Here is a 25,086-nt window from a genome sequence, read left to right as displayed (position 1 = left end):
TTTATAATCTATGCAAAGGCTATTTGGGATTTTTATAGTGATGCCATGAAGAACATCACCCTACGCCAGCTTCGCGCCGTGGCCGCCGTGCAGAAGGCTGGCAAAATAATATTTGCTGCCAACGAGTTAGGTCTGTCGCAGCCGGCGGTAACGCTGCAATTGCGGGACCTGGAGGCGATGCTGGGGACGCAGCTCTTCGACCGCACCAGCGAGGGGATGCGTCCGACTGCCGCAGGTCTGGCGGTGGCCGAGGCCGCCAAGGCCATCGAGGAACGGCTGCTGGTGCTCCATGACGAGATCGACGCCATCAAGGGCGTGCGCAAGGGGGCGCTGCGGCTGGGGGTGGTGTCGACGGCCAAGTATTTCGCTCCGGGAATCATGGCCGCGTTCATGAAGCAGTATCCGGACGTGGACGTGTCGCTGTTCGTGGGCAATCGCGCCGAGACCATAGCGAGCCTCAACAACCACTCGGTGGACGTGGCGCTGATGGGGCGGCCCCCGCGCGAGCTGCCGGTACGGGCGGCTTCGTTCGGCGAGCATCCGCTGGTTTTCGTGGCGCCACCCGACCATCCGCTGGCCAGGCACCAGCAGATCAGCAAGGAGCGCATCGGGCAGGAGAAGTTCCTGGTGCGCGAGCGCGGCTCGGGGACGCGCATCTCGCTCGAGATCTTCCTGGGCGAACTCCCCGGGCGGATCGACGACCTGGGAACCGAACTCGACTCCAACGAAACCATCAAGCAGGCAGTGATGGCGGGGCTGGGACTGGCCTTCATTTCCGGCCATACCATCGCCCAGGAAGTGGAACTGGGGCGGCTCGTGGTGCTCGACGTGCTGGGTACGCCGATCCGGCGGCAATGGTTCTCGGTCACGCGGGCCGACCGGGCGCTTTCGCCTAGCATGGTGGCCTTCGAGGCGTTCCTGGGCAAGGAAGGCGAACGTTTCCTGCCCAGGATCACCGCAAGGTGACTATCGTTCGTTTTGTAATTTTGATCATTGGAAAGTTAGCAGTCGGGCAAACCTAAAGCTGATTTAGGAGACCAGAGCGCCACAAGGTCGGACCCATGGACGAAAACGAAACGGACAACAGCGATAAACTCCTGGGCGAAATCAACGCCCTGCTGCGCTCGCCGCGCCCGGCGACGGGCAAGGTCAAGGCGAAACGGCCCGAGATTACGCTGCACCAACTGCGCATCTTCTGGGCGGTGGCGCATTCGGAGACGCTGACCAAGGCGGCCAAGCAGCTCGGGCTGGCGCAGCCCTCGCTCTCCCAGCAGCTTTCCAAGCTCGAGAGCATCGTGGGCACGCGCCTTTTCGACCGGCGCTCCAACCAGATGACGCTGACCGACGCCGGACACTACCTGATGAGCCGCGCCGAGACGGTGCTGCGCAACATGCGCGAACTCGAGGATGGCCTTACCCAGTTCAGCGGCGGGCAGCGGGTGACGGTGCGGCTGAGCGGCATCAACTCGGTACTGCGCGTGATCCTGCCGGCGGCGATCACGGCGATGCATGCCAAGTTTCCGGACGTGGATTTCGATATCCAGGAGAATGCGCCGGGCGACGTGCTCGAGTTGCTCTATGGGCGGCGGGTCAATATCGGTCTGGTGGCTTCGAGCTCGGTGGCGCAGGCCAGCGTGGGTTTCCTGCAGGTGCCAATCGTGGACGACCCGATGGTGCTGGTGGTGCCCGAAAGCCTCGACCTGAGCAATGTGCGGGTCCCGGCGCGCGACCTGCGCAAGGGGCAGCGGGCGGTGCTCAACCAATCGATCCAGTTCATCTTCGGAACCCAGCACGCCAAGCGCGTGGAGGACTGGTACGACCAGATGCTGCCCGAGCATCGCGTGGCCGCGCAATGCCGCAGCTTCGAGGTGGCGATCGGGCTGGTGCGGGCGGGGCTGGGCGTGTGCCTGGCGCCAGCGATCTCGACGGTGGCGGGCGCCGGGGCGCTCGATGGCGTGAGGCTCTACAAGGTGCAGTCGCCGCCGCGCCACATCGTGGCGATGGTGCCCTCCCAGTACCGGCGGCTGGAGCCCTACTCCACCCTGCTGGAAACGCTCCAGGACGTGGGCGCAAGCTTCGTGGCGCCGACGCTGGAGGCCACGCCGCCGTTCCTCGACCGGCCGGCCCTGAACGACCTCTAGCCGATAGGCATCGCCTATCGCTGCCATAGAGTGCGCGTAAACCGGTCACGCACTTAGCCTTTTCCTCGGGCAGGCAATCGTGCCGCCTAAAAACTACCTGAGGAGAAAACTCATGGCCTGGAACAAGCCCAAGATCGTCGAAGTGCCGGTGAGCATGGAAATCAACATGTACGCCTGCGCTACGCGCAAGTAACAGCGATCCCGCCGCGAGCGCTGAAGCTCATGCTACGCATAATCGTTCTCGGTGCCGCGGCGGGTGGCGGCGTGCCGCAGTGGAACTGCGGATGCGCCGTCTGCTCGGCTGCGCGAAACGGCCAGCCCGAACTGCGCTCGACGCAGGCCTCGGTGGCGGTGAGCGCGGATGGGGAGCACTGGTTCCTCATCAATGCCTCGCCCGATATCCGCCAGCAGATCACCGACAATCCGGCCCTCCACCCCAAGGGCGCCAAGCTGCGTCACAGCCCGATCGCGGGCGTCATCCTCACCAATGGCGAAGTCGATGCGGTGGCCGGTCTCCTGTCGCTGCGCGAAGGATGGCCCTTCGGCGTCTATGCCCATGAGCGGGTGCACGCGATCCTCAAGTCGAACAGCATTTTCAATGTGTTGAATCCCGATCTTGTGAAACGGATTCCGATTGAAACGGACGCGGCGTTCGAACCACTGCTGCCGGACGGCACCCCCTCGGGACTGGTGGTGGAGGCCTTCGAGGCTCCCGGCAAGGGGGCGTGGTATCTCGAAGGAATTTCCGATGACCAGCCGGGCGATACGTTGGGCCTCGTCATCGGCGAGAAGGCCGGCGGACAGAAGCTGGTGTTCCTGGCGGCCTGTGCACGGGTGACGCCTGAGGTCGAGGCCAAGCTGGCGGGTGCCCAACTGGTGTTCTTCGACGGCACGCTCTGGAGCGATGACGAGATGATCGCCCAGGGACTTTCCAGGAAGACCGGGCAGCGCATGGGACACATCGCCATGGAGGCGGCAATTCCCGCGCTTTCTGATTCAGGAATCGACCGCAAGGTCTTCCTGCACATCAATAATTCTAATCCCGTACTGCTGCCCGGCTCGCCCGAGCGGCGAGAGGCGGAAGCGGCGGGGTGGCTCATTCCGTCGGACGGTATGGAGATCAAGCTATGACGGCCATGACGGCTTTTTCGGTGGCCACCGATGCCCCACTCAACTCGGCGGAAGAGCTGGAAACGCAGCTCCGGCACATCGGGGCGACCCGCTACCACAGCCTGCATCCGTTCCATAAGCTGCTGCATGGCGGCAAGCTCGACAAGGGCCAGGTGCAGGCCTGGGCGCTCAACCGCTACTATTACCAGAGCTCGATCCCCATCAAGGACGCGGTGGTGCTGTCGCGGTTCCGGGATCGCAACATCCGGCTCGAATGGCGGCATCGCATCGAGGACCATGACGGCAATTTCGATACGGAAGGCGGCATCGAGCGCTGGATCAAGCTGACCGAGGGGCTGGGGCTGGACACCGACTATGTCGAGTCCGCAGAGGGCATCCTCCCCGCCACGCGCTTTGCGGTGGACGCCTATGTGCACTTCGTGCGCGACCGCTCGCCGCTCGAGGCCATCGCCTCTTCGCTCACCGAACTCTTCGCGCCGAACCTGCACGAAGAGCGCATTTCGGGAATGCTCAAGCACTATGACTTCATCAACCCGAACGTGATGACCTATTTCCAGCGCCGGCTGGAACAGGCTCCGCGCGATGCCAATTTCGCGCTGGCCTATGTCAAGGATCACGCCAGGACACCCGAACAGCGCGCGCTGGTCTGCAATGCGCTGATCTTCAAGACCAACGTGCTCTGGGTACAGCTCGACGCGCTCTACCACGCCTATGTGGAAGGCAACGTGCCGCCGGGCGCCTTCGTGCCGGAGGCGAAATGAACACGGCCGCCGCACCCGCCGCGCGGCGGCGGATGAGGGTGAGCGAGGCCAGCGTGCCGACGCTGGCGCGCGGCGCGAAGCTGCGGTTCGACGAGACGCGGCAGCGCTGGGTGCTGCTGGTGCCCGAACGGGTGATGGCCCCCGACGAGATTGCGGTCGAGATCTTGCAGTTGTGCGACGGCAAGCGGACGGTGGCGGACGTCATCGACCTGCTCGTCGAGAAGTACACGGCGCCGCGCGAGGAAATCGGCGCGGACGTCATTGCCATGTTGCAGGACCTGGCCGAGTCCGGGTTCCTGGTGGAGGCGAAGTCATGAGCCCTTCGATCACCCATTCGAGCCCTGCCCTTGCCGACCCGCGCGACGGGGTGGCGATCCTGGAAGGCAACCGTTCGGTTGCCGAACAGTACGGGATTCCGCTGGCGGTGCTGCTGGAGCTGACCCATCGCTGCCCGCTCCAATGCGGCTATTGCTCCAACCCCATCGAGATGGAGCGCGCGGGCAACGAACTGACCACAGAGGAGTGGAAAAAGGTCCTCACCGAGCTGGCCGAGATCGGCGTGCTGCAGGTGCATTTTTCGGGCGGCGAGCCGACGGTGCGCAAGGACCTGGTGGAACTGGTGCAGCACGCGAGCGATGTGGGGCTCTATTCGAACCTCATCACCTCGGCCGTGCTGCTGACCAAGGAAAAGCTCGAGGCGCTGGCCGATGCGGGGCTGGCCCATATCCAGATCAGCTTCCAGGCGTCCGATCCGGTGCTGGCCAACCGCATCGGCGGGTTCCGCAACGGGCATGCCAAGAAGCTGGAAGCGGCCGGCTGGGCGCGCGAGGTCGGACTGCCGCTGACGGTCAACGCAGTGATGCACCGGCAGAACATGGCGCAATTGCCGCAGATCATCGACATGGCCGTTGCCATGGATGCCGACCGGATCGAGGTGGCGAACGTCCAGTATTACGGCTGGGCGCTCAAGAATCGCGCCTCGCTGATGCCCACGATCGAGCAGATCGACGAGATGACCAAGGTGGTCGAGGAGGCCGAGCAGCGGCTCAAGGGCATCCTGGCGATCGACTTCGTGATCCCGGACTATTACGCCACGCGGCCCAAGAAGTGCATGGGCGGCTGGGGGCGGCAGTTTTTCAACATCACGCCCGCCGGCAAGGTCCTGCCCTGCCATGCGGCCGAGACGATCACGGACCTCGACTTCGAATCCGTGCGCTCGAACCACTCGATCGCCTGGATCTGGCAGAACTCGGACGCGTTCAACAAATATCGCGGCACCGGCTGGATGCCCGAGCCGTGCCAGAGCTGCGCCTTCAAGGAGCAGGATTACGGCGGGTGCCGGTGCCAGGCTTTCGCACTGACGGGAAGCGCGGGCAATACCGACCCGGCTTGCTCGCTCTCCCCGCTCCATGACAAGATCTTCAAGATCGCCGAGACGGAAGCGGCAGAGGGCACCAACCGCTACATCTACCGCAATTTCTCGGGCGGCACGCTGGAGCCGGAAGAAAACGCGCATGGCGCCTGACGGAAGCTATTCCGATCCCTTCACCCCGCTGACGACGATGATGCTGCCGGTGGGGGACGGGCACGCGCTTTATGTAGAGACCATCGGGCGAGCCGACGGCATTCCGGCGGTGTACCTGCATGGAGGCCCCGGCAGCGGGTGCCAGCCGAGCCACAGGCGGCTCTTCGACCCGGGCCAGTTCCGTGCAGTGCTGTTCGACCAGCGTGGCGCCGGGCGCAGCACGCCGCGACGCGGCCGCACGGCCAACACCACGGCCCATCTCATCGCGGACATGGAACTGATCCGGCAGACGCTGGGCATCGACAAGTGGCTCGTGGTCGGCGGCTCGTGGGGCGCGACGCTGGCCTTGGCCTATGCGGAGGCGCATCCGGAGCGCGTCAGCGGGCTGGTGCTGCGTGCCACGTTTCTCGGGACGCGGGCAGAACTCGAATGGGCTTTCGGCACCGGACTGGCGACGACCTATCCCGGGCTTTACCAGGACTTCCTCTCCGTGCTGCCGGAGGGCGAGCGGGCGCAGCCGCTCGATGCCTACTGGCGGCGTATCCTCGACCCCGATCCGGTCATCCACGGGCCGGCGGCGCGCGCCTGGAACGACACCGAACGCATTTTGTCCGAGGTTGCGCCTGCGGCAAGTCGCCTCAACTTCGAAAGCATCGGCAATCCCGCCACGCCCCTCGCCTCCTCCCCGTTCATGGAGGCGTATTACTTCAGCCATGACTGCTTCATGGAACCCGGCCAACTGCTGAAAAGCGCCGGAAACCTTGCGGAAATACCCGGAAAGATCGTCCAGGGCCGCTTCGATCTGCTCTGTCCGCCGGCCACTTCCTTCGCCCTGGCGCAAAAATGGCCGGGCTGTGAAATCCGGGTGGTCGAGCGCGCAGGCCATTCGCTAGGTGACCCCGGAGTAACCGAGGCGGTGGTTGCGGCAATAGGCGCCTTTGTAGGGCCACTTTCCAGCGCCTAGGTTCGTTACCCCACGACGGTACGGGAGCCCGCCGATGACGAGCGAACTTGCAGTTCTGGACTTGCCCGACGGAATGGGCGATCCCAAGCAGCTCAGCCAATCCATCTATGCGCTGTTGCGGCGCCACATCGAAAAGCGCGTGTTTCCAGACGGTCTCGTGCTGGGAGAAGCCAGCATCGCCAAGTCGCTGGACGTCAGCCGGACGCCGGCCCGCATCGCGCTCGAACAATTGGCGGCCGAATGGCTGGTGCTGCGGTTCCGCGGGCGCGGGCTGATCGTCTCCTATACCGGTCGCCCGGTGGCGCCGGTCCGCAAGGACCTGTTCGAGGCCGGCCTCGAGCTTTCGGAAGCCGATCGCGATGCCTTCGGGTTTTCGGGCGCTGCCGAGCGCATCTATCCCATCGTCGAGGCGACCGTCTCCTCATGCGTAGCGTTCGGCAGCTTCGGGCTGGACCGGGCGGCGCTGGCCGAGTTCCACAATATCAGCCCCACGCTCGCCCATGTGATCCTGACGCGGCTCGAGCATGCCGGACTGATCCGGCAGGACAAGCAGGCGCGCTGGTTTGCCGACAAGCTGACGCCCGAGCATGTTTCCGAACACTACCAGATCCGGCAGTTGCTGGAGCCGGAGGCCCTGCGGAGCGCCTACCCGCTGCTCAACCACGCACGGCTGGTAGCGGCGCGGGACCGGCTCAAGGCGCTGATCGACAGGGGCATCGCCAGCCCGTCCGAGCTCAACGATTTCGAGCGGGACATCCATGTCGACGTCGTGCAGGCGGCGCCCAACGGGCAGTTGGTGCGTATCATCAGGGAAAGCCAGCGCTCGCTGATCGCGACGGGGCACACGCTCGAGCGCTATGGCCCGACCCCCGACATGCACCTGGCGTTCGAGGAGCACCTGGCGGTGCTCGACGCGCTGGTGGCAGGGGATGTCGATGGCGCGGCAGAAGCCTTGCGGCACCACCTCAAGCGCGCTTCGACCACGACCGTTCCGCGCATCGCCAACCTGCCCCCGCTCGACCGGGACCGCTATCCGCCTTATCTCGTGCCGGTGGGAGACTAGGCAAAAAGAAGGGCCTTGCCGGGAGTTGCAAGGCCCAGGGTCAGTGCAGGAGAACGAGGGATCAGCCCTTGATGCCCGCCGAGAGCATGATGGCCTGCGTCACGCGGCGCTGGAAGATCAGGTAGACCACGGCCACCGGCAGGCCGGCCAGAACGGCGGCAGCCAGTTCGCGGGCATACTGCACGCCGAAGGAGTCACGGACCTGGGTAATACCGACCGTGACGTTCATCATCTCTTCCTTGGTGGTGATGAGGAACGGCCAGAGGAAGGAATTCCAGGCACCGATGAAGGTGATGATAGCGAGAGCGGTGGTGACGCCCCAGTTCATGGGCAGGAAGATCTTGAACAGCATGCGGAACTCGCTGGCCGAATCCATCACGGCGGCCTCGCGGAACTCCTTGGGCACGCTGTCGAAGAACTGCTTGTAGACGATCACCACCACCGGAACGATGAGCTGGGGCAGGATGACGCCCAGCCAGTTGTTGATGAGCTTGAACTGGCTCATGAGCACGAAGTGGTTCACGATCAGCGCCTGGATGGGCACCATGAAGCTGGCCAGGATCATGAACCAGAGGACCTTGCGGCCCGGGAAGCTGAGCTGGCTGATGGCGTAACCCGCCCCTGCCCCCATGATGACCACGAGCACGGTGACGGCGAGCGAGGTCACAAGGGAATTGAGATACCAGAGCCCGATATTGGTGTGGGTCAGGATGTGGATATAGGCATCGAGCGTGAAGGTGCGCGGCCAGGGAGGGATCAGCCCTTGATGCCCGCCGAGAGCATGATGGCCTGCGTCACACGGCGCTGGAAGATCAGGTAGACCACGGCCACCGGCAGGCCGGCCAGAACGGCGGCAGCCAGTTCGCGGGCATACTGCACGCCGAAGGAGTCACGGACCTGGGTAATACCGACCGTGACGTTCATCATCTCTTCCTTGGTGGTGATGAGGAACGGCCAGAGGAAGGAATTCCAGGCACCGATGAAGGTGATGATGGCGAGAGCGGTGGTGACGCCCCAGTTCATGGGCAGGAAGATCTTGAACAGCATGCGGAACTCGCTAGCCGAATCCATCACGGCGGCCTCGCGGAACTCCTTGGGCACGCTGTCGAAGAACTGCTTGTAGACGATCACCACCACCGGAACGATGAGCTGGGGCAGGATGACGCCCAGCCAGTTGTTGATGAGCTTGAACTGGCTCATGAGCACGAAGTGGTTCACGATCAGCGCCTGGATGGGCACCATGAAGCTGGCCAGGATCATGAACCAGAGGATCTTGCGGCCCGGGAAGCTGAGCTGGCTGATGGCGTAACCCGCCCCTGCCCCCATGATGACCACGAGCACGGTGACGGCGAGCGAGGTCACAAGGGAATTGAGATACCAGAGCCCGATATTGGTGTGGGTCAGGATGTGGATATAGGCATCGAGCGTGAAGGTGCGCGGCCAGGGATTGAAGCCCGGCTCGACCACCTGGAACTCGGGCTTGAAGGTGGTCATCACGCCCCAGTAGAGCGGGAAGGCCCAGATGATCGCCGAGACCAGGGTGACGATGGCGAGAATGGCGCCGCCGATGTCGAAGGCCTTGATGGTCCGCAACTGGCGCTGGCTGATGGCGGTGGCGTTGTCTTCGGTCACGGCGCTCATTTCTCACCTCGGGCGCGCAGAACGGTGAACTGAAGCACCGACATGGCAATGATGATGACGAACAGGGCAACGGCGATGGTGGCGCCATACCCGCCCTGGCTCTTCTGGAAGGCGGTGGTGTAGATGTACTGCACCATGACCATGGATGGATCGGCGCGGCCGCCCTGCACGAACAGGTAGACCTGGTCGAAGATCTTGAGCTGCAGGATGAGCTGGATGGTGAGCACCAGCGCCGTGACGGGCCAGATCAGCGGCCAGGTTATGCGGGTGAACTGTTTCCAGCGCCCGGCATTGTCGAGGGAGGCAGCCTCGTACATCTCGGGCGAGATCGATCGCAGGCCCGCCAGGAACAGCAGGATATTGAAGCCGCACGTCCACCAGATGGTGACGAAGGCGACGGCCGGCAGGAAGAGCGCGGGCGTCCGGAAGACCGGGACGCGCTGGCCGAAGAGAAATTCGATCGGAAACTGCATGACGCCGAACTGCATGTCGAACATCCAGTTCCAGATGCGGAAGACCACCGATACCGGAAGGATATAGGGCAGGAAGAACAGCGCCAGGATTATGGATTGCTGCCAGCCCTTGAGGCGGTTCACCATCATGGCGATGCCCAGGCCGATCAGCGTATTGGGAACGACGGTCAGCAGCACGAAATAGAAGGTGTTGATGACCGAGGTCTGGAATCTCCGGTCCGCGAACATCTTGGTGTAGTTCTTGAGCCCGATCCACTCGCCTTCGCCGATCAGGGGCGCGTTGGTAAAGCTCATCGCCACCATCTGGATGGTGGGATAGATGAAGAGCACCGCATAGATCAGCACGAAGGGCGCTACCAGGATCAGCGCTGCCGTGACTTCGGCCGTCCGGTTCTTGATCATCGAAATATCCCCTACCCAAGACAGAAGAGCCGGCCGCTGGGCAGCCGGCTCCTCTTTATTGTTACTCGACCTGAGCCTGCAGGTCGTCGCGCAGGTCTTCGATTGCCTGCTGCGGGTCCATCTCGCCGTTGATCGCCGGCACCATGTAGTTACCAGCGGCGTCATAGACCGGCGAGGCAACGCCGGCGAGGGTCGAGACCGGGTCGAACGCGGCGGTGTCAGCGAGCACCGAGTAGGTGGCGTTCGGCTGCAGGGCCTTGAACTCGGCGCTGTCGCGGACCGGACCGTAGGCGGGGATGTGACCGGCGCCAGCCCAGGCGAGCGAGTGCTTGTTCATCCAGGCGATGACTTCCATCACGGCCTTGCGCTTTTCCGGGGTCATGTCCTTGCCGACATTGTTCGGAATGACGAAGGAGTGCGAGTCAGCCCAGGTAGCCGGGTGATCGAAGAAGGTCGGCAGGGCAACCGCGCCCCATTCGAAACCGAGCTGGCCCTTGGCAGCGAGGTCGGTGAAGGTCGGGACTTCCCAGACGCCGTTGATGTGCATGGCGGCTTCACCCGAGGTGAAGAGCGCGATGGACGCGGGATACTCGGTGTTGGAGGGGGCAAGGCCTTCCTTCACCCAGTCAGCAACGACCTGCGTGGCCTTGACGGCCTTGTCGAGGTTGTCGCCATCCAGGAACTTGCCGTCGGCGAAGAACTTGCCGTCCTGCTGATTCAGGAGCGAGTAGAAGATACGCCACTGGCTGTCGCCGGCGGCCGAGTGGATGGAGACGCCATACTGGGAACCGCCGTCCTTGAGCTTCTGGAGCGCGGCCTTGAAGTTGTCCACGCCATCCAGGCCCTTGGGCAGGCCGTCATCGCCGAGGAGCCCAGCGGCCTTCAGCTTGTCCTTGTTGTAGTAGAGGATGATCGAGTGGATATCGAAGGGGATGGCGTATTGCTTGCCATCGACCTGGGCGGCCTGCCAGTTGGCGGGCGCATAGTCCTCGGCCTTCAGGCCAACGCTGGCGAGGTCGTCAGCGGTGATTTCCGAAAGCGTGTTGGTCGAAACGCCAAGCGGCAGGCGCGAGATGTGATAGGTCATCACGTCCGGGCCTTCGCCAACGGCGGCAGAGGTCTGCGCCTTGGTGTAGAAGGGGGTGCCCCATTCCAGGGTGGTGGCCTGGATTTCGATATTGTCGCCGTTTTCCTTGTTGAACTCGTCGATCAGGGCCTTCATGCGGACGCCGTCGCCGCCGCCCAGGAAGTCCCACCAAACCACGGTTTCCTTGGCCTGGACGACAGAGCTGATCGTCATCAGCGCCGTGGTCACCATGGCCAGCTTCATCAAAGTCTTCACGTTATTCCTCCCTTTGGGTAAAACGCTCCAGGCCTTTTCGGCAAGCTTTCAGGATCTCCCGATCCTCCCCCGACCCCCGGCTGGAGCTGCCGGAGCGCCGGGAGTGTTCCTCAGTTGGCCGCGTGGTAGGCCTTGTCCTGCGCATCGAAGAGATGCGCGGAGGCCCCATCCAGACGCAGGCCGACACTCTCCCCGACGGCCAGCCTGCTATTGCCCACGTCCTCGGCGATGATGGTCGAGTTATCGGTCAGGCGGATGTATGCGAGGGTACGCTCGCCCAGGCGCTCGATGACGTCCGACTTGCCCTTGGTGGCGCCATCGGCGTGGACGCGCACCGCTTCGGCGCGGATGCCCAGGGTCAGCCCGTCGCCGCCGGGCAGAGTGCTGGTCGGGATCTGGGTCTGGACCTCGGACTGATCGGGCAAGGTGACCAGCGCCTTGCCTTCCCGGTCGGTGACGCGGGTGACCGGCAGGAAGTTCATGGCCGGGGAACCCACGAAATTGGCCACGAAGCGCGAGGCGGGCCGGGAGTAGATCTCCATGGGCGTGCCGATCTGCTCGACCTTGCGGTTGTTGAGCACGACGATGCGGGTCGCCAGGGTCATGGCCTCGGTCTGGTCGTGGGTGACGAAGATCATCGTCGCCTGCATGCGCTGGTGGAGCTGGGCCAGCTCGACACGGGTGCGCACGCGCAGCCCGGCATCGAGGTTGGACAGCGGCTCGTCGAGCAGAAAGGCCTTGGGATCGCGCACGATGGCGCGGCCGATGGCAACGCGCTGGCGCTGGCCGCCGGACAATTGCGCCGGGCGGCGTTCGAGCAGGTGGTCGATCTCGAGCGTCTTGGCGGCATTGGCGATGCGCTGCTCGATTTCGGGCTTGGGCATGCGGATGTTCTGAAGGCCGAAGGACATGTTGTCCTTGACCGTCATGTGCGGGTAGAGCGCGTAGTTCTGGAACACCATGGCGATTTCGCGCTGGGCGGGAGGCAGCTGGTCGACGCGGCGATCCCCGATCCAGATTTCACCGCCATCGACCGACTCCAGCCCGGCGATCATGCGCAGCAAGGTGGACTTGCCGCAGCCCGAGGGTCCGAGAAAGACGATGAACTCGCCAGATTCGATGTTGAGCGAAACATTCTCGATGACGCGCACGGCACCGAAGTGCTTGCTGACGCTCTTGAGCCTGATATCGGCCACGCTTTCCTCCCTCGGCCTCCCTTCCCAGGTCGGCCACCTTCCTCACGACCGGTTTTTCCCGGTCTTCGCCGGTTTGGCACCGGCCCTCGTTCCCTGCGGTCAAACTATCGCAGGGACCATCTTTGTCAACGCGAAAATCGATACGAACCCGATAGTTTGATATTTATACTATCTAGCTGAAATCGCGTCATTTTCTTGCATCAGCGCTTTTGTTTCGCGCCTATTCCCACAGCCGTTTTGATGACTGCATCAAAAAGCGCGGTAGCGACGGGATCGGCGCCGGGGGCGTCTTCGGTCAAACGGAAGGTCGTGGCCACCAGGCCGCCGCGATCGAGCGAGCGCTGGGCGATGAGCGCGGCGGGCTTGTTGAGATAGCCGACAGCAAGGGCTGCGTGGACCAGCCCCTCGTATTCCCACGAGCGGAAGCCGGTGAGGACGTGGTAGGGCACGACGCGATCGTAGGAGGCATCGAGCAGCGGGCCACCCGGCAGGTCGGCAAAGGCCCCCTGGCGCTTGATCCAACTGAAATTGGCGATCCAGTCGCCGCGCCAGATGGTGCCCTGGCGTTCCACCAGGTTGATATTGGGAAGCTGAGCTTCGCTGCCCATGGGCATGCCCGGCGTCTCATCGACGATGGGCATGAAGGGCGGCTCGCGCGTGCCCACATCCGAGCGCAGGTTGCGATGGGTGGGCGCCTTGCCATCGGCGAGGACGACGTAGCGGGCGCCCTGCTGCATGGCCAGGATATCGGCGGCGGCAAGCGAGCGGGCGAGCACGACATCGGCGCTCGCAGCATCCACGACCTGGTAGCCGAGAACGGTCGCCCGCGCGGCAAGACCGGCATCGCTCGTGGCGACCCTGGGAAGACCGGCAGTCGAGCGCTGGGCGTAGACGGAGATGGCGATTTCGTTGCCGGCGAGTTCCTTCCCGCCTGCATGGAGGGAGAAAGTGACCCGGGCCATGCGATTTTCGCTGCCCGCCGGCAGTTGCACCTTGAGCACGCCGAGATCGGCGACGGCGAGGCCACCGGTGGGCGGAACCGCGATTTCCCCAGATGCCCCGCCATCGAGCGACCAGGAAAGACTGGCGCCGGCGGGCACGGAGCTGCCGCCCGTCGCGATCTTGAGGCTTATGGCGACTTCGCTGCCGGCATAGGCGGCGTGGTGCGCCAGTTGCGGGACGATGACGAGGTCGGCGTTGATCTCGGCAAAGCGTTCGTGGAACACGCGCGGATTGCGGTTCATATCGAGAAGGCCGTTGGCCTCCCAATGCACGTCGGTCAGTTCGGTGATGACGTAGCCCACGATCGGCGCATGGGCGCGCATGGACTCGATCTCGTACTTGAGATTGTCGAACTGGTACCACTGCACCGCTTCGATGAAGCCATCGAGCGAGCCGAAGACCTTGCCCAGGTGATAGGTGGCGAAGCGGTTTTCGATGCCGTGGGGATAGGCGCCGCCATCGCCCCAGTTGCCGCCGGTCTCGGTCCACCAGGGCTCGTTGCCGGAAGCGTCACGGATTTCGGTCGGGTTGGGGAGCCCCCAGACGCCGAACTCGGAAACGACGAGCGGCTCGTCGCCGCGACGCTCGGCATCGCCGTGCGGGCTGTAGGTCCAGTCGGCGCCGGCTGCGAATTCCTCGGTCAGCTTCTCCCACTCGGCGCGGCGCTCGGGGATCGAGCGGTAATAGTGGTAGTCGTTGATGTCGGTCTTGACGTGGAAGTTGGGGATGCAGGCCGAGTTGTCGACCACGAGGCGGGAAGGATCCTCGGCCTTGAGCCAGTCATAGGTGTCCTTGAGCCATTGCCGGTGCTCGGCGCTCTCGACGAGGCGCGTACCCCAGTCCTCGTTGATGATGGTCCAGGCGATGATCGAAGGATGATTGCCGTCGCGGCGCAGGATACCGGACATGGTCTCGCGCAGGCGTTCGCCGCCGCGCTCGGAGAAGTGCTGCAGGTTCGGAATCTCGGTCCAGACCAGGAGGCCCAGGCGGTCGGCCACCTCATGATAGCGCGGATCGGGAACCTTGATGTGGCAGCGCAGCAGGTTGAGGCCGAGTTCCTTGGCCTTGCGCGCCTGATCCTCGAGGAAATCGAGCGAAGGCGGCGTGCAGATGCCTTCGGGGTAGTAGTCCTGGTCGAGCGCGCCACGAAGGTAGAGCGGCTGGCCGTTGAGGAAGAACTTGCCGTCGCGGGTTTCGATGGTGCGGAAGCCGAAGGTGTGGCGCGTGCGGTCGAGCAGCGCGCCGTCGGCGGCCTTGAGATCGACCTGGGCTGAATAGAGATTGGGAGCTTCGGGCGACCAGGGCGCCACGTTGGGGACGACGAAGGAGATATCGGCACCAGCCTCGCCCGAGGCCGAGACGACTTCGGCGCCGTCGGGGTCGGTCACGGTGACTTCGACCAACGCACCCTTTGCGGCGGCTGAAAATTCGAGTGTCGCGCGGACCGCGCCGGTAGCGAGTTCGGCGTCGAGGGCGGCGTGGACGAGGTGGCGAGGATCGCGCGCTTCCAGGGTCACCGACTGCCAGATGCCGCCGAGCGGGCCGTACCAGCTCTGCTTGCCGTGCGGAATTTCGCCGAACGGATAGTCCGGATATTCGGCAGTGTCGCCGCTGGGCAGGGCGACGCGCACTTCAAGCGCGTTGTCGGCTTCGAGCGCGTCGGCGGGAAGGACGAATTCGAACGGCAGGTAGCCGCCCTCGTGCGAACCGAGAAGCTTGCCGTTGAGATAAACCTCGCAGACGTAGTTGACCGCGCCGAAGCGGATGGCGACTTCCCTGCCCTGCCAATCTGCCGGGATGGTGAAGCCGCGGGCATAGACCGCCCGGCCGAACGAATGGCGCAGGTCCGCAAACTCGGCCTGCCAGGGGTTCGGGACGTTGGTGGAGCGCCAGTTCTCCTCGCCCTCCATGCGGAAGCGCCAGGCGCCATCCAGCGAAAGAGCGGCGCGCGCGCCGGCCTCGGTTACGGTTGCCCGTACGGTCATGACTCCCCCTTGGGTAATCTTATTAGTTATATTATTAGCAACGCTAGTCGAGGAAACACGCCTTGGCAAGCAGGCCCGACGGGCGGAGTGGAAATAAGTTTGGCAAACCAGGCCACGACGTGGCAGGAAGCGACCAGCGGTGGCGGATCAAGCAGTTGAAGATATGAGCAAACGCGCGACGATGATCGACGTGGCGGCCCGGGCAGGCGTCTCGCAGGCCACGGTGTCGCTCGTGCTCAACGGCGTGACCAATGCCCGCGTCGCAGAGGCGACCCGGCAGAGAATCTTCGAAGCGGCCGAGGCACTCGGCTATCGCAAGGGACCGCGCCATGCGGTGCCCGAGAACGCGTCTCCGGTCATCGGATTGCTGCTCGACGAGGTGAGCACGACCCCCTTCGCGATGCCTTTCATCGAAGGCGCGCGCGACGAGGCGGCGCTCCAGGACGTGCTGCTGGCGACTTTCTGCACGCGCGGCGACCCCAAGCTCGAGAACGCCGCGCTCGACATGCTGGTGCAGCAGAAGGCGATCGGGGTGATCTATGCGACGCTGGTGACGACGCAGCTTGCCCAACCGCCTGAACGGCTGGGCGAACTCTCAACGGTGCTGCTCAACTGCTACGAGAAGCGCACACGTTTTCCCTCCGTTGTGCCGGGGGATGTCGCCGGTGGGCATGCGGCCACCGAGGCCCTGCTCAAGGCCGGGCATCGGCGCATCGCGCACCTGACCGGGGAGCAGTGGATCGAGGCCGCCAGGAGCCGTGCGCAGGGTTATCGGCAGGCACTCACCACCTGGGACGTGGCGGTGGACCCGGACCTGATCGTGACCGGCGGCTGGACGGTCAATGGCGGGCGCGAGCTGACGGCGCGATTGCTCGAGCTGCCCAATCCGCCCACGGCCATCTTCTGCTTTAACGACCGCATGGCCATCGGCGCCTATGACGCGATCAAGGCGAAGGGCCTGCGCGTTCCCGACGACATTTCGGTGGTGGGGTTCGACGACGAAGATCTGGCGACCTACGCGCAGCCGCCGCTGTCGACGGTCCTGCTACCGCATGACGAAATGGCGCGCTGGGCGGTGAGCGCCCTGCTCGACCGCCAGGCGGGCGACACGAGCGTGAAGAAGATCAAGATGGAATGCCCGCTGGTGGCCCGGGGCTCCATCGCCCCGCCGCCCCGGGGCTGATGCGGCAAGCCGGCCTCCTTGCCATCCTTGCAAGCCCGCGCGAGCCCGCGTAAACCGTCGCCAAGCGCCGGGAGGGCGAAGATGCATATTGTGACCACACCGGTGGCAGAGCTGCCCAGGCCGCTCGTCGAAAAGGCGGTAATGGCCGCGCTCGAAGAGGATCTGGGGCTTGCCGGCGACCTGACCAGCCAGGCGACGCTGCCGCCCCAGGCGACGGCTTCGGCGGTGCTGGCATCGCGCGAAGCGGGCGTGATCGCCGGACTTGCGTTCCCCGCCGCGGCGTTCCGGCTGATCGGGGACGGGCTGACATTCGAGCCTGCCGTCGCCGATGGCGATGCGGTCGAACGAGGCACGGTCGTCGGCCGCGTCTGGGGCAATGCCCGGCTGGTGATGATGGCCGAGCGCGTGGCGCTCAATTTCCTCAACCACCTGAGTGGTATCGCCACCCTGACGCGCCAGTACGCGCGCGAGGTTGACGGCACGAAGACGCGCATCTGCGACACGCGCAAGACCACGCCCGGGCTGCGGGCTTTCGAAAAGTATGCGGTGCGCTGCGGCGGCGGCGCCAATCATCGCTACGCGCTCGATGATGCCATCCTCATCAAGGATAACCACATCGCGGTGGCAGGCGGGGTGACGCAAGCCTTCAAAGCGGCGCGCGCCTTCGCCGGGCATCTGGTCGCGATCGAGATCGAGGTCGAGACCCTGGCCCAGCTCGAAGAAGCGCTCGAAGCCGGGGCGCGGATCGTGCTGCTCGACAACATGGACGACGCGACCTTGCGCAAGGCGGTGGAACTGACCGCCGGACGCGCGGTGCTGGAGGCTTCGGGCGGCGTCAAGCTCGACCGGCTCAAGGCCATCGCGGCAACGGGCGTCGACTTCATCTCCACCAGCCAGATCACCATGTCGGCAAAGCCGCTCGACCTGGGCCTCGATATCGAAATCGGCAACTAGTCCATGACCACCAAGATGCTCGACCTGATGCTGGATGCTTCGATGGCGGCCGCCAAGGTCATCATGGACGTCTATGGACGCCCGTTCGAGGCCGAGGCGAAGTCGGACGGCTCGCCGGTCACCGAGGCGGACGCGGCAGCTGAAGCCGTGATCCTCCAGATGCTGGCGCCGACCGGCATTCCGGTGCTGGCCGAGGAAAGCGTCGCTGCCGGGCGGATACCGGCGCTGGGCGAGCGCTTCTTCGTGGTCGATCCGCTCGACGGGACCAAGGAATTCATCAAGCGCAACGGCGAGTTCACGGTGAACATCGCGCTGGTCGAACATGGCCGGCCGATAATGGGCGTGGTGCTGGCACCGGCCACCGGCGAGTGCTTCTGCGGCGGGCCCGAGGGGGCCTTTTCCTGCCATGGCGTGGGCGGGCAGACCGAGCGCCGCAGCATCCGGGTGGATTGCGCCGCGCCGATGCGCGTCGTCGCCAGCCGATCGCACGGGCACAAGGCGCTGGCGAGCCTGGTCGAAACACTCAAGGTCGAGAGCGATGTCTCGGTCGGCTCCTCGCTCAAGTTCTGCCTCCTGGCCAGGGGCGACGCCCAGCTCTATCCGCGCTTTACCCCGACCTGCGAGTGGGATACGGCGGCGGGGCAAGCGGTGCTCGAGGCGGCGGGCGGGGTGGTGATCACCCTCGATGGCGAGCCGCTTCGCTACGGGAAAGCGGCGAACGACTTCCTCAATCCGTTCTTCGTGGCGGCCAGCAGCCTAGACCTTGCACGCAGGGCAGCCATGCAAATGCGGGAAGTAGAGACTTTGCCGCACCAGGTCTAAGCTTTAGGTAAGGCGTTGTGTGTAAACGCCTTTGATCCGCGGCCAGTCGCCTTTCGTTCTAATGCCGCGTTAACCGGTCGCGTCCCCAAACGATCTCGCTGCTTGCCATATGCCGGCCCGGCATATATACGGCCGCCATATATTTGGCGAGCATAGGGTTCGCCGGAGACCAACTAACATGAATGTCAGGACGGTCTGCCTCTCGATCCTCTATGAGGGCGAAGCGACGGGATACGAGATTCGCCGGATGACGGTGGAAGGCGAATGCGCCTATTTCGTGGAAGCGAGCTTCGGCTCGATCTACCCGGCGCTTGCCAAAATGGAAGCCGAAGGGCTCGTCACCAGCCGCGTGGAGCCGCAGGACGGCAAGCCGGCGAAAAAGATCTACGCCATCACGGAAGCCGGCCGGCGGGCGTTCGTCGCCTCGCTGTTCGAGCCGCTGGGCGAAGACGTCTACCGTTCTCCGTTCCTCTTGTTTGCGCGCTACGCGCACCTGCTGCCGGCAAGCCTCGTGGAAGCGCGGCTGCACGAGCAGATGGACAAGATGGCCGAGGGCAAGAAAAAGCTGGAGGACGTCCTCCAGGGTCATCAACCGCTCAGCGCCGCAGACGCCTGGGTGGTTCGTTACGGATTGTCGGTGATGGAGGTTGCGCAGCAGCATATGGCTTCCCATATGCGCGAGCTAATCGCGATGGCGCGCCCCGACACCGAGGCCGCAGAAGCGGCAGAATAGCGGGGGTTTTTTAGATTATGCGTGCATTCTTTTCTTATGGCGTTGCCTTCCTGATCGTCGTTGCCGCGGGTGCGTGGCTGGCGACCGGGACGCTCATTCAGGGCGGCCAGGGTCCGGGCAATGGCGAGCGTCACATCGTCGAACTGGTCGACGGTAACAAGGAAGGGCCGGTCAAGACCGCCCTCGAGAATTCCGGGGTCCTGTCGGAATCGGAAACTCACACCGACGTCGATCCTCACCTGACGATCGCTCAGCGCCAGGCCGAAACCCAGGGCGAGTCCGCCCCGGCACGTTCGGTGCGCATTGAAACCTTCACCGCCAAGGAAATGCCGATCGAAGTTCCGCTTCGCGGCCAGACGAAGGCCAAGGAAACCGTGACCGCTTCGGCCGAAACCACCGGCATCGTGGCAAGCGTCGCGGTCAAGAAAGGCCAGTCGGTCAAGACCGGCGACCTGCTCTGCACGCTCGACCAGGGTACCCGCCAGGCGGCGGTGGCCCAGGCGGAAGCCTCCCTCGCCCAGGCCCAGACGGCCTACAACAGCACCCAGGCGCTGGTGAACAAGGGCGCTGCGGCCTCCAATAGCGTCGTGACGGTCGAAGCTTCCCTCAAGGCAGCACAGGCGGCTGTCGACCAGGCCAAGGCCGAACTCGACCGCACCGAGATCCGCGCCAAGAGCGATGGCATCGTCCAGGACCCGATGACCGCCGTCGGCTCGATGCTGGCTGCCGGTTCGCCCTGCGCCACGATCGTGCAGATGGACCCGATCCTGTTTACCGGCAACGTGCCGGAAGCCCGGATCGGCTACGCCCGCCTCGGCCTGCCCGCCACGATCACCACGGTGACCGGCAGGACGGCTGAGGGCAAGGTGACCTACATCGCCTCGGTCGCTGACTCGGCCACCCGTTCGTTCCCGATCGAAATCGAGATTCCCAACGCCGATGGTTCGCTCCAGGCCGGGCTCACCGCGAGCGCGACCGTGAACCTCGGCACCGCCACGGCTCAACTGCTCCCGCAGTCTGTGCTGACCCTCGACGACGAAGGCACCCTCGGGGTCCGCGCCGTCGAGAATAGCAAGGTGACCTTCTACCCGGTCACCATCATTAGCGATACGCGCGAAGGCGTTCTGGTCACGGGCCTGCCCGCGACGCTGGACGTCATCACTGTCGGCCAGGAGTTCGTCCAGGCCGGGCAGACCGTGAACGCCAGCAAGGCTGATGGGGCTTAATCATGCTTGATTTCATTGAACGCATCCTTCGGATGCCGCGCGTCGTCCTGACGATCATGGCTCTGCTCATGATCGCAGGCTTCGGCGCCTATACGTCGCTGCCCAAGGAAAGCTTCCCGGCAATCGACATTCCTTACTTCTATGTTTCCGTCAGCCAGACTGGCGTTTCCCCCTACGACGCCGAGCGCCTGCTCGCCAAGCCGATCGAAGACCGCATCAAGGACCTGGACGGGCTGAAGAACTACACGTCCACCTCCACGACCGGCCACGCCTCGGTGTTCCTGGAATTCGACGTCAACGCCGACAAGGACAAGGCGCTCTCCGATATCCGCGCCAAGCTCGACGGCGTGACCGGCGACCTGCCGGCCGATGCGACCACCCCGACGGTGACCGAGATTTCGTTCTCGGGCATGCCCTCGATCTCGGTGGCCGTCTACGGCAACGTGCCGGAGCGCGCCCTGGTCGAGAAGGCCAAGGACCTCAAGAAGAAGCTCGAGGAAATTCCGGACGTCCAGAGCGTCTCGATCTCGGGCGCCCGCGACGAAATGCTGGCCGTGACCATCGACACCAACCGCCTGGAGGCCTATGGCCTGACCGCGGCGCAGCTGATGGACGCGCTGGCCAAGAACAACATGGTGGTGCCGGGCGGCACGCTCGACACGGGCAAGGGTTCGTTCAACGTGGACGTGCCGGGTCTGATCACCAACGCCGCCGACGTCTATTCGCTGCCGCTCAAGACCGACGGCAACACTGTCGTGACGTTCGGCGACGTGGCCACCATCCAGCGCACCTTCAAGGACGCGACCGAATACGCCCATGTGGACGGCCAGCCAGCCATTACCCTGGGCGTGGTCAAGAAGCTTGGCACCAACGTCATCTCGATCTCGGACGAGACCCGCCGGGTCACCACCGAGTTCACCAAGGACTGGCCCGATGGCATCGAGCACTCGTTCCTGGTGGACCAGGCCGACTCGACCAAGAGCCTCTACCGTTCGCTTGAAGCCGCCGTGCTGACCGCCGTTGCGCTGGTGATGATCACCTGCGTGGCGACCCTTGGCATCCGTCCGGCCATCATGATCGGTACGTCGATCCCGATCTCGTTCATGATCGCCTTCCTCGTCGTCCAGATCATGGGCATGACCGTCAACATGATGATCATGTTCGGCCTGGTGCTGGCGGTGGGCGTGCTCGTGGACGACCCGATCGTGGTCGTGGAATACGCCGAACGAAAGCTGGCCGAAGGCTACGACAAGAAGGAAGCCTTCATCATGGCGGCGCGCAAGATGTTCGTGCCGGTGGTTTCGGCCACCTTCACGACGCTGGGCGCGTTCATCCCCCTGCTCTTCTGGCCGGGTATCATCGGCAAGTTCATGAGCTACCTGCCGATCATCGTGATCGTGGTCATGGTGGCCTCGCTGGTGTCGGCTCTCATCTTCATGCCCGTGATCGGCGGCATCATCGCCCGCGCGCATATCGATGAGGATGAGAAGGAAGCCGCCGACATCGTGATGTACCCGGACAAGTTCGACCTCAAGAAGGTCAAGGGCTTCTCGGGCCATTACGTGCGGGCGCTTTCGGTGCTGCTGCATTACCCGCTGATCACCCTGCCCGTGGGGCTGGGCATCATTGCGCTGATCTTCGGGCTCTACATGACCCACCCGACGGGCGTGGAGGCCTTCCCGGCGTCCGAGCCCGAATACGGCACGGTGAACGTCATTGCCCGCGGCAACTACTCGCCGGTCGAGATCCGCGACCTGCTGGTGGAAGTGGAAGACCAGATCCTGCAGGTGCCGGGCATCCAGGACTCGATCATGACGTTCGCCGGTTCGGGCGCCAACATGATGGGTTCGAGCGCTCCGCCGGATACGATCGGCCAGTTCAACCTGCAGCTCCTGCCCTGGAACGACCGCGTCAAGGCCGAGGAAATCTTCGCCAATATCCGCGAGCGCACCAAGGACATCCCGGGTCTGCAAGTCCAGATCGCGGCCCAGGAAAACGGTCCGCCGGCCGGCAAGGCGATCAACCTGCGCGTTGAGAGCACCAACTATGCCGACCTGGCTCCGGCCGTCGCCAAGCTGCGCGACTATATCGAGAACGACCTCGGACAGACGATCGACGTGGAAGACGGCCGCCCGTCACCCGGCATCGACTGGGAAGTCACCATCGACCGTGCGGAAGCGGCCAAGTACGGCATCGGCGTGCGCGAGCTCTCGCCCTACGTGCAGCTCGTGACCTCGGGCGTGAAGCTGGGCACCTATCGCCCGGACGATGCGACCGACGAACTCGACATCCGTGTTCGCCTGCCGCAGGACGAGCGGACGTTCGATACGCTCGACGGCCTGCGCATCATGACCAGTTCGGGCCTGGTGCCGGTGTCCAACTTCATCGAGCGCAAGGCCGTGCCGAAGGTGGCCAACATCCAGCGCCGGAACGGCGTCTACGTGATGAACGTGGCGGCCAACCTGGAGCCGGGCGTGGCGACCGACGCCAAGGTCAAGGAACTGCAGGCCTGGCAGGCCACGCAGACCTGGCCCTCGACCGTGACCATCGCCTATGGCGGTTCGGCCGAACAGGTGGACGACACCAATGCCTTCATCGTGCAGGCGTTCGGCATGGCCATGTTCCTGATCTTCTTCGTGCTGCTGCTCGAGTACAACAGCTTCTACCAGGTGCTGGTGACCCTCTCGACGGTCATCATGTCCCTGGCGGGCGTGCTGCTCGGCATGCTGGTCACGGGGATGAGCTTCTCGGCCATCATGACGGGCCTGGGCATCGTCGCCCTGGCGGGTATCGTGGTGAAGAACGGCATCGTGCTGATCGACACCTATAACCACTACCGCCGTGACGACGACGTCGAGCCGATCAAGGCCATGCTGCTCACCGCCGCACAGCGCGTGCGTCCGGTGCTGCTGACGGCGACGGTGACGGCGCTGGGCGTGATCCCGATGGCGCTCAATATCGAGTTCGACTTCATCCGCCGCGAGATCGTGGTGGGCGGCCTTGCCGGCTCGTGGTTCGTGCACCTGTCGGCGGCGCTGGTTTCGGGCCTGTTCTTCTCGACGGCCCTGACCCTGATCATGGTTCCGACCATGATCACGGCCCCGTACGTGATCAAGCACCAGTTCGGATGGCTGTTCTCGGCGATCACCAAGCCCTTCCGCCGCAGCCAGACCGCTGCGACCCCCGAGGGTCTTTCGGTCGAGATCCCGGCGGACGCGGACAGCGCCAAGAAGTACATCCGTACCGATGGCAACGGCCTGGTCGAAACGGAAAAGAACGGCGTGACGGTGGTTTCCCGCCAGGACGCCGCCGAGTAAGGCAGAGCCGTACCGACGAAGACAAGCAAGGGGTCCGCAGAAATGCGGGCCCCTTCGCGTTTCCTGCGGCCGCGCGGCGAAAATAGCGGTTGCCCTGCCCCGCCGCGACCATCAAGGTGCGGGCCGCATCGACTAACTCCCGAGTCCCTCCCATGGAAACCAAAGCCGCCCGTCGCCCGCTCGACGCCACTGCGTTCGGCATCATGCTCGTTCTATGCATCTGCTGGGGCTTCCAGCAGGTCGCGATCAAGCTGGCGGCGCCGGACGTGACGACGGTGATGCAGATCGCCATCCGCTCGGGGTTCACCGCCGTGGTGCTGGGCGTTTACCTGGTCTGGAAGAACGGGCTGGCGCAGTTCCGCGACGGCTCGCTCGTGCCGGGGATCGGCATCGGCATCCTCTTTGCGATGGAGTTCCTGTTCATCGCCTGGGCGCTCAACTTCACCTATGCCTCGCACGTCTCGGTGTTCGTCTATACGTCCCCAATCTGGGCGGCGCTGGGCCTGCACCTGCGGCTGCCGGACGAGCGCATGTCGCGCATGCAGTGGCTGGGCGTGCTGGTGGCGTTCGTCGGCGTGGGCATTGCCTTTGCAGGCAATGGCGCGGCCGGCGGCGCGGCGAGCAACGTGCTGCTGGGCGATTTCCTTGCGCTCCTCGGGGGCGCGTCGTGGGGGCTGACTACGGTGGTCATCCGCACCAGCAGCATCTCGGAGGCCCCGGCCGCCAAGACGCTGTTCTATCAGGTCGCGGTGGCGGCGATCCTGATGCTCATCGTCGCGCTGGTCACCGGTGCCACCCATGTGGAGTTCACGCAGACGGCACTGTTGAGCCTGGGCTTCCAGTCGATCGTAGTGACGCTGGCCACCTTCCTCATCTGGTTCTGGCTGCTCAAGCGTTACCTGGCGACGCGGCTTGGCATCCTCTCGTTCATGACCCCGCTCTTCGGGGTGGCGAGCGCGGTGATCGTGCTGCACGATCCTGTCGATGCAAGCTTCGCCATCGGCGCCCTGCTCGTGCTGGCCGGGATCGTGATCGTCAATGGCGGTGAGTTTTTCGCGCGCAAGGCGGTAGTAGAGGGTTAGCCGCGGCTGAGGCAGTTCAGAGCACGTGGCTTTCTGGACCCCTGCCGTTGCCGGGGAAGAGGGATCAGGTACGCCATAGCACCTTGATTCCTACATCCTCTTCCCGGCGAAGGCCAGGGTCCAGGCACGGACGCATCCATCCC

General features: G+C 64.4%; 21 protein-coding genes and 1 pseudogene. 16 read left to right on the top strand and 6 right to left on the bottom strand.

Annotation, left to right across the window (positions count from 1 at the left end):
- The first annotated feature begins 45 nt into the window (after window positions 1-45).
- The 9 genes from FNA67_RS07050 to FNA67_RS07010 all read left to right on the top strand — a co-directional run bounded on the left by FNA67_RS07050 (window position 46) and on the right by FNA67_RS07010 (window position 7,585).
- On the top strand, window positions 46-966 hold the full coding sequence (locus FNA67_RS07050; RefSeq protein ID WP_147655523.1) for a LysR family transcriptional regulator: 921 nt from the start codon (window positions 46-48) through the stop codon (window positions 964-966).
- 95 nt (window positions 967-1,061) lie between these two features.
- Window positions 1,062-2,141: a LysR family transcriptional regulator gene (locus FNA67_RS07045; protein WP_082201915.1), complete on the top strand. Its 1,080-nt coding sequence runs from the start codon at window positions 1,062-1,064 to the stop codon at window positions 2,139-2,141.
- Window positions 2,142-2,253: 112 nt separating this feature from the next.
- Window positions 2,254-2,334, top strand: a complete 81-nt coding sequence (gene pqqA / locus FNA67_RS07040; protein ID WP_035027773.1) for a pyrroloquinoline quinone precursor peptide PqqA — start codon at window positions 2,254-2,256, stop codon at window positions 2,332-2,334.
- Window positions 2,335-2,363: 29 nt separating this feature from the next.
- Entirely contained in the window at window positions 2,364-3,272 is a 909-nt protein-coding gene (gene pqqB / locus FNA67_RS07035) for a pyrroloquinoline quinone biosynthesis protein PqqB (RefSeq protein WP_147655522.1), read from the top strand.
- Window positions 3,269-4,033 carry a pyrroloquinoline-quinone synthase PqqC gene (gene pqqC, locus FNA67_RS07030; protein ID WP_147655521.1) on the top strand — a complete coding sequence of 255 codons (765 nt, stop codon included), beginning with the start codon at window positions 3,269-3,271 and terminating at the stop codon, window positions 4,031-4,033. Before pqqB ends, pqqC begins: the two co-directional genes overlap by 4 nt.
- Window positions 4,030-4,350, top strand: a complete 321-nt coding sequence (pqqD, locus tag FNA67_RS07025; RefSeq protein WP_147655520.1) for a pyrroloquinoline quinone biosynthesis peptide chaperone PqqD — start codon at window positions 4,030-4,032, stop codon at window positions 4,348-4,350. The genes pqqC and pqqD overlap by 4 nt, the downstream gene beginning before the upstream one ends.
- Window positions 4,347-5,558, top strand: coding sequence for a pyrroloquinoline quinone biosynthesis protein PqqE (gene pqqE, locus FNA67_RS07020; protein ID WP_147655519.1), 1,212 nt, complete (start codon window positions 4,347-4,349; stop codon window positions 5,556-5,558). The genes pqqD and pqqE overlap by 4 nt, the downstream gene beginning before the upstream one ends.
- Window positions 5,548-6,522 (top strand): prolyl aminopeptidase, encoded by a 975-nt coding sequence (gene pip, locus FNA67_RS07015; RefSeq protein WP_049704514.1) that lies wholly within the window; start codon window positions 5,548-5,550, stop codon window positions 6,520-6,522. Before pqqE ends, pip begins: the two co-directional genes overlap by 11 nt.
- Before the next feature lie 34 nt (window positions 6,523-6,556).
- On the top strand, window positions 6,557-7,585 hold the full coding sequence (locus FNA67_RS07010; protein WP_147655518.1) for a GntR family transcriptional regulator: 1,029 nt from the start codon (window positions 6,557-6,559) through the stop codon (window positions 7,583-7,585).
- 61 nt (window positions 7,586-7,646) lie between these two features.
- Here FNA67_RS07010 and FNA67_RS07005 read toward each other — a convergent pair.
- The 6 genes and pseudogenes from FNA67_RS07005 to FNA67_RS06980 all read right to left on the bottom strand — a co-directional run.
- Window positions 7,647-8,330 (bottom strand): annotated as a pseudogene (locus FNA67_RS07005) (carbohydrate ABC transporter permease); the annotation flags it as partial.
- 11 nt (window positions 8,331-8,341) lie between these two features.
- Window positions 8,342-9,169, bottom strand: coding sequence for a carbohydrate ABC transporter permease (locus FNA67_RS07000; protein WP_174851695.1), 828 nt, complete (start codon window positions 9,167-9,169; stop codon window positions 8,342-8,344).
- 53 nt (window positions 9,170-9,222) lie between these two features.
- A complete protein-coding gene (locus FNA67_RS06995) occupies window positions 9,223-10,101 on the bottom strand; it encodes a carbohydrate ABC transporter permease (RefSeq protein ID WP_049704512.1) in 879 nt (292 codons plus the stop codon).
- A 61-nt stretch (window positions 10,102-10,162) separates the two neighbouring features.
- Window positions 10,163-11,443: an ABC transporter substrate-binding protein gene (locus FNA67_RS06990; RefSeq protein WP_049704511.1), complete on the bottom strand. Its 1,281-nt coding sequence runs from the start codon at window positions 11,441-11,443 to the stop codon at window positions 10,163-10,165.
- A 110-nt stretch (window positions 11,444-11,553) separates the two neighbouring features.
- Window positions 11,554-12,639: an ABC transporter ATP-binding protein gene (locus tag FNA67_RS06985; RefSeq protein ID WP_147655515.1), complete on the bottom strand. Its 1,086-nt coding sequence runs from the start codon at window positions 12,637-12,639 to the stop codon at window positions 11,554-11,556.
- A gap of 200 nt (window positions 12,640-12,839) precedes the next feature.
- On the bottom strand, window positions 12,840-15,626 hold the full coding sequence (locus tag FNA67_RS06980) for a glycoside hydrolase family 2 protein (RefSeq protein WP_147655514.1): 2,787 nt from the start codon (window positions 15,624-15,626) through the stop codon (window positions 12,840-12,842).
- A 163-nt stretch (window positions 15,627-15,789) separates the two neighbouring features.
- Between FNA67_RS06980 and FNA67_RS06975 the strand changes: the two genes are divergently transcribed.
- From FNA67_RS06975 to FNA67_RS06945, 7 genes are all read left to right on the top strand, one after another.
- On the top strand, window positions 15,790-16,809 hold the full coding sequence (locus tag FNA67_RS06975; RefSeq protein WP_244616512.1) for a LacI family DNA-binding transcriptional regulator: 1,020 nt from the start codon (window positions 15,790-15,792) through the stop codon (window positions 16,807-16,809).
- A gap of 81 nt (window positions 16,810-16,890) precedes the next feature.
- Window positions 16,891-17,763: a carboxylating nicotinate-nucleotide diphosphorylase gene (nadC, locus tag FNA67_RS06970; protein WP_147655513.1), complete on the top strand. Its 873-nt coding sequence runs from the start codon at window positions 16,891-16,893 to the stop codon at window positions 17,761-17,763.
- Window positions 17,764-17,766: 3 nt separating this feature from the next.
- Window positions 17,767-18,585 (top strand): 3'(2'),5'-bisphosphate nucleotidase CysQ, encoded by an 819-nt coding sequence (cysQ, locus tag FNA67_RS06965; RefSeq protein WP_147655512.1) that lies wholly within the window; start codon window positions 17,767-17,769, stop codon window positions 18,583-18,585.
- A 178-nt stretch (window positions 18,586-18,763) separates the two neighbouring features.
- Complete coding sequence (locus FNA67_RS06960; protein WP_053167741.1) at window positions 18,764-19,318, top strand: PadR family transcriptional regulator; 555 nt, start codon at window positions 18,764-18,766, stop codon at window positions 19,316-19,318.
- Window positions 19,319-19,335: 17 nt separating this feature from the next.
- Entirely contained in the window at window positions 19,336-20,544 is a 1,209-nt protein-coding gene (locus FNA67_RS06955) for an efflux RND transporter periplasmic adaptor subunit (RefSeq protein WP_049704506.1), read from the top strand.
- Window positions 20,545-20,546: 2 nt separating this feature from the next.
- Complete coding sequence (locus FNA67_RS06950; RefSeq protein WP_049704505.1) at window positions 20,547-23,861, top strand: efflux RND transporter permease subunit; 3,315 nt, start codon at window positions 20,547-20,549, stop codon at window positions 23,859-23,861.
- Window positions 23,862-24,013: 152 nt separating this feature from the next.
- Window positions 24,014-24,943 carry a DMT family transporter gene (locus tag FNA67_RS06945; RefSeq protein ID WP_147655511.1) on the top strand — a complete coding sequence of 310 codons (930 nt, stop codon included), beginning with the start codon at window positions 24,014-24,016 and terminating at the stop codon, window positions 24,941-24,943.
- Window positions 24,944-25,086 lie beyond the last annotated feature (143 nt).

This window comes from Youhaiella tibetensis (genome assembly GCF_008000755.1).
GTDB lineage: Bacteria > Pseudomonadota > Alphaproteobacteria > Rhizobiales > Devosiaceae > Paradevosia > Paradevosia tibetensis.
Note: the sequence above shows the minus strand (reverse complement) of the source record. Positions and strands in the feature narration are given on the sequence as shown.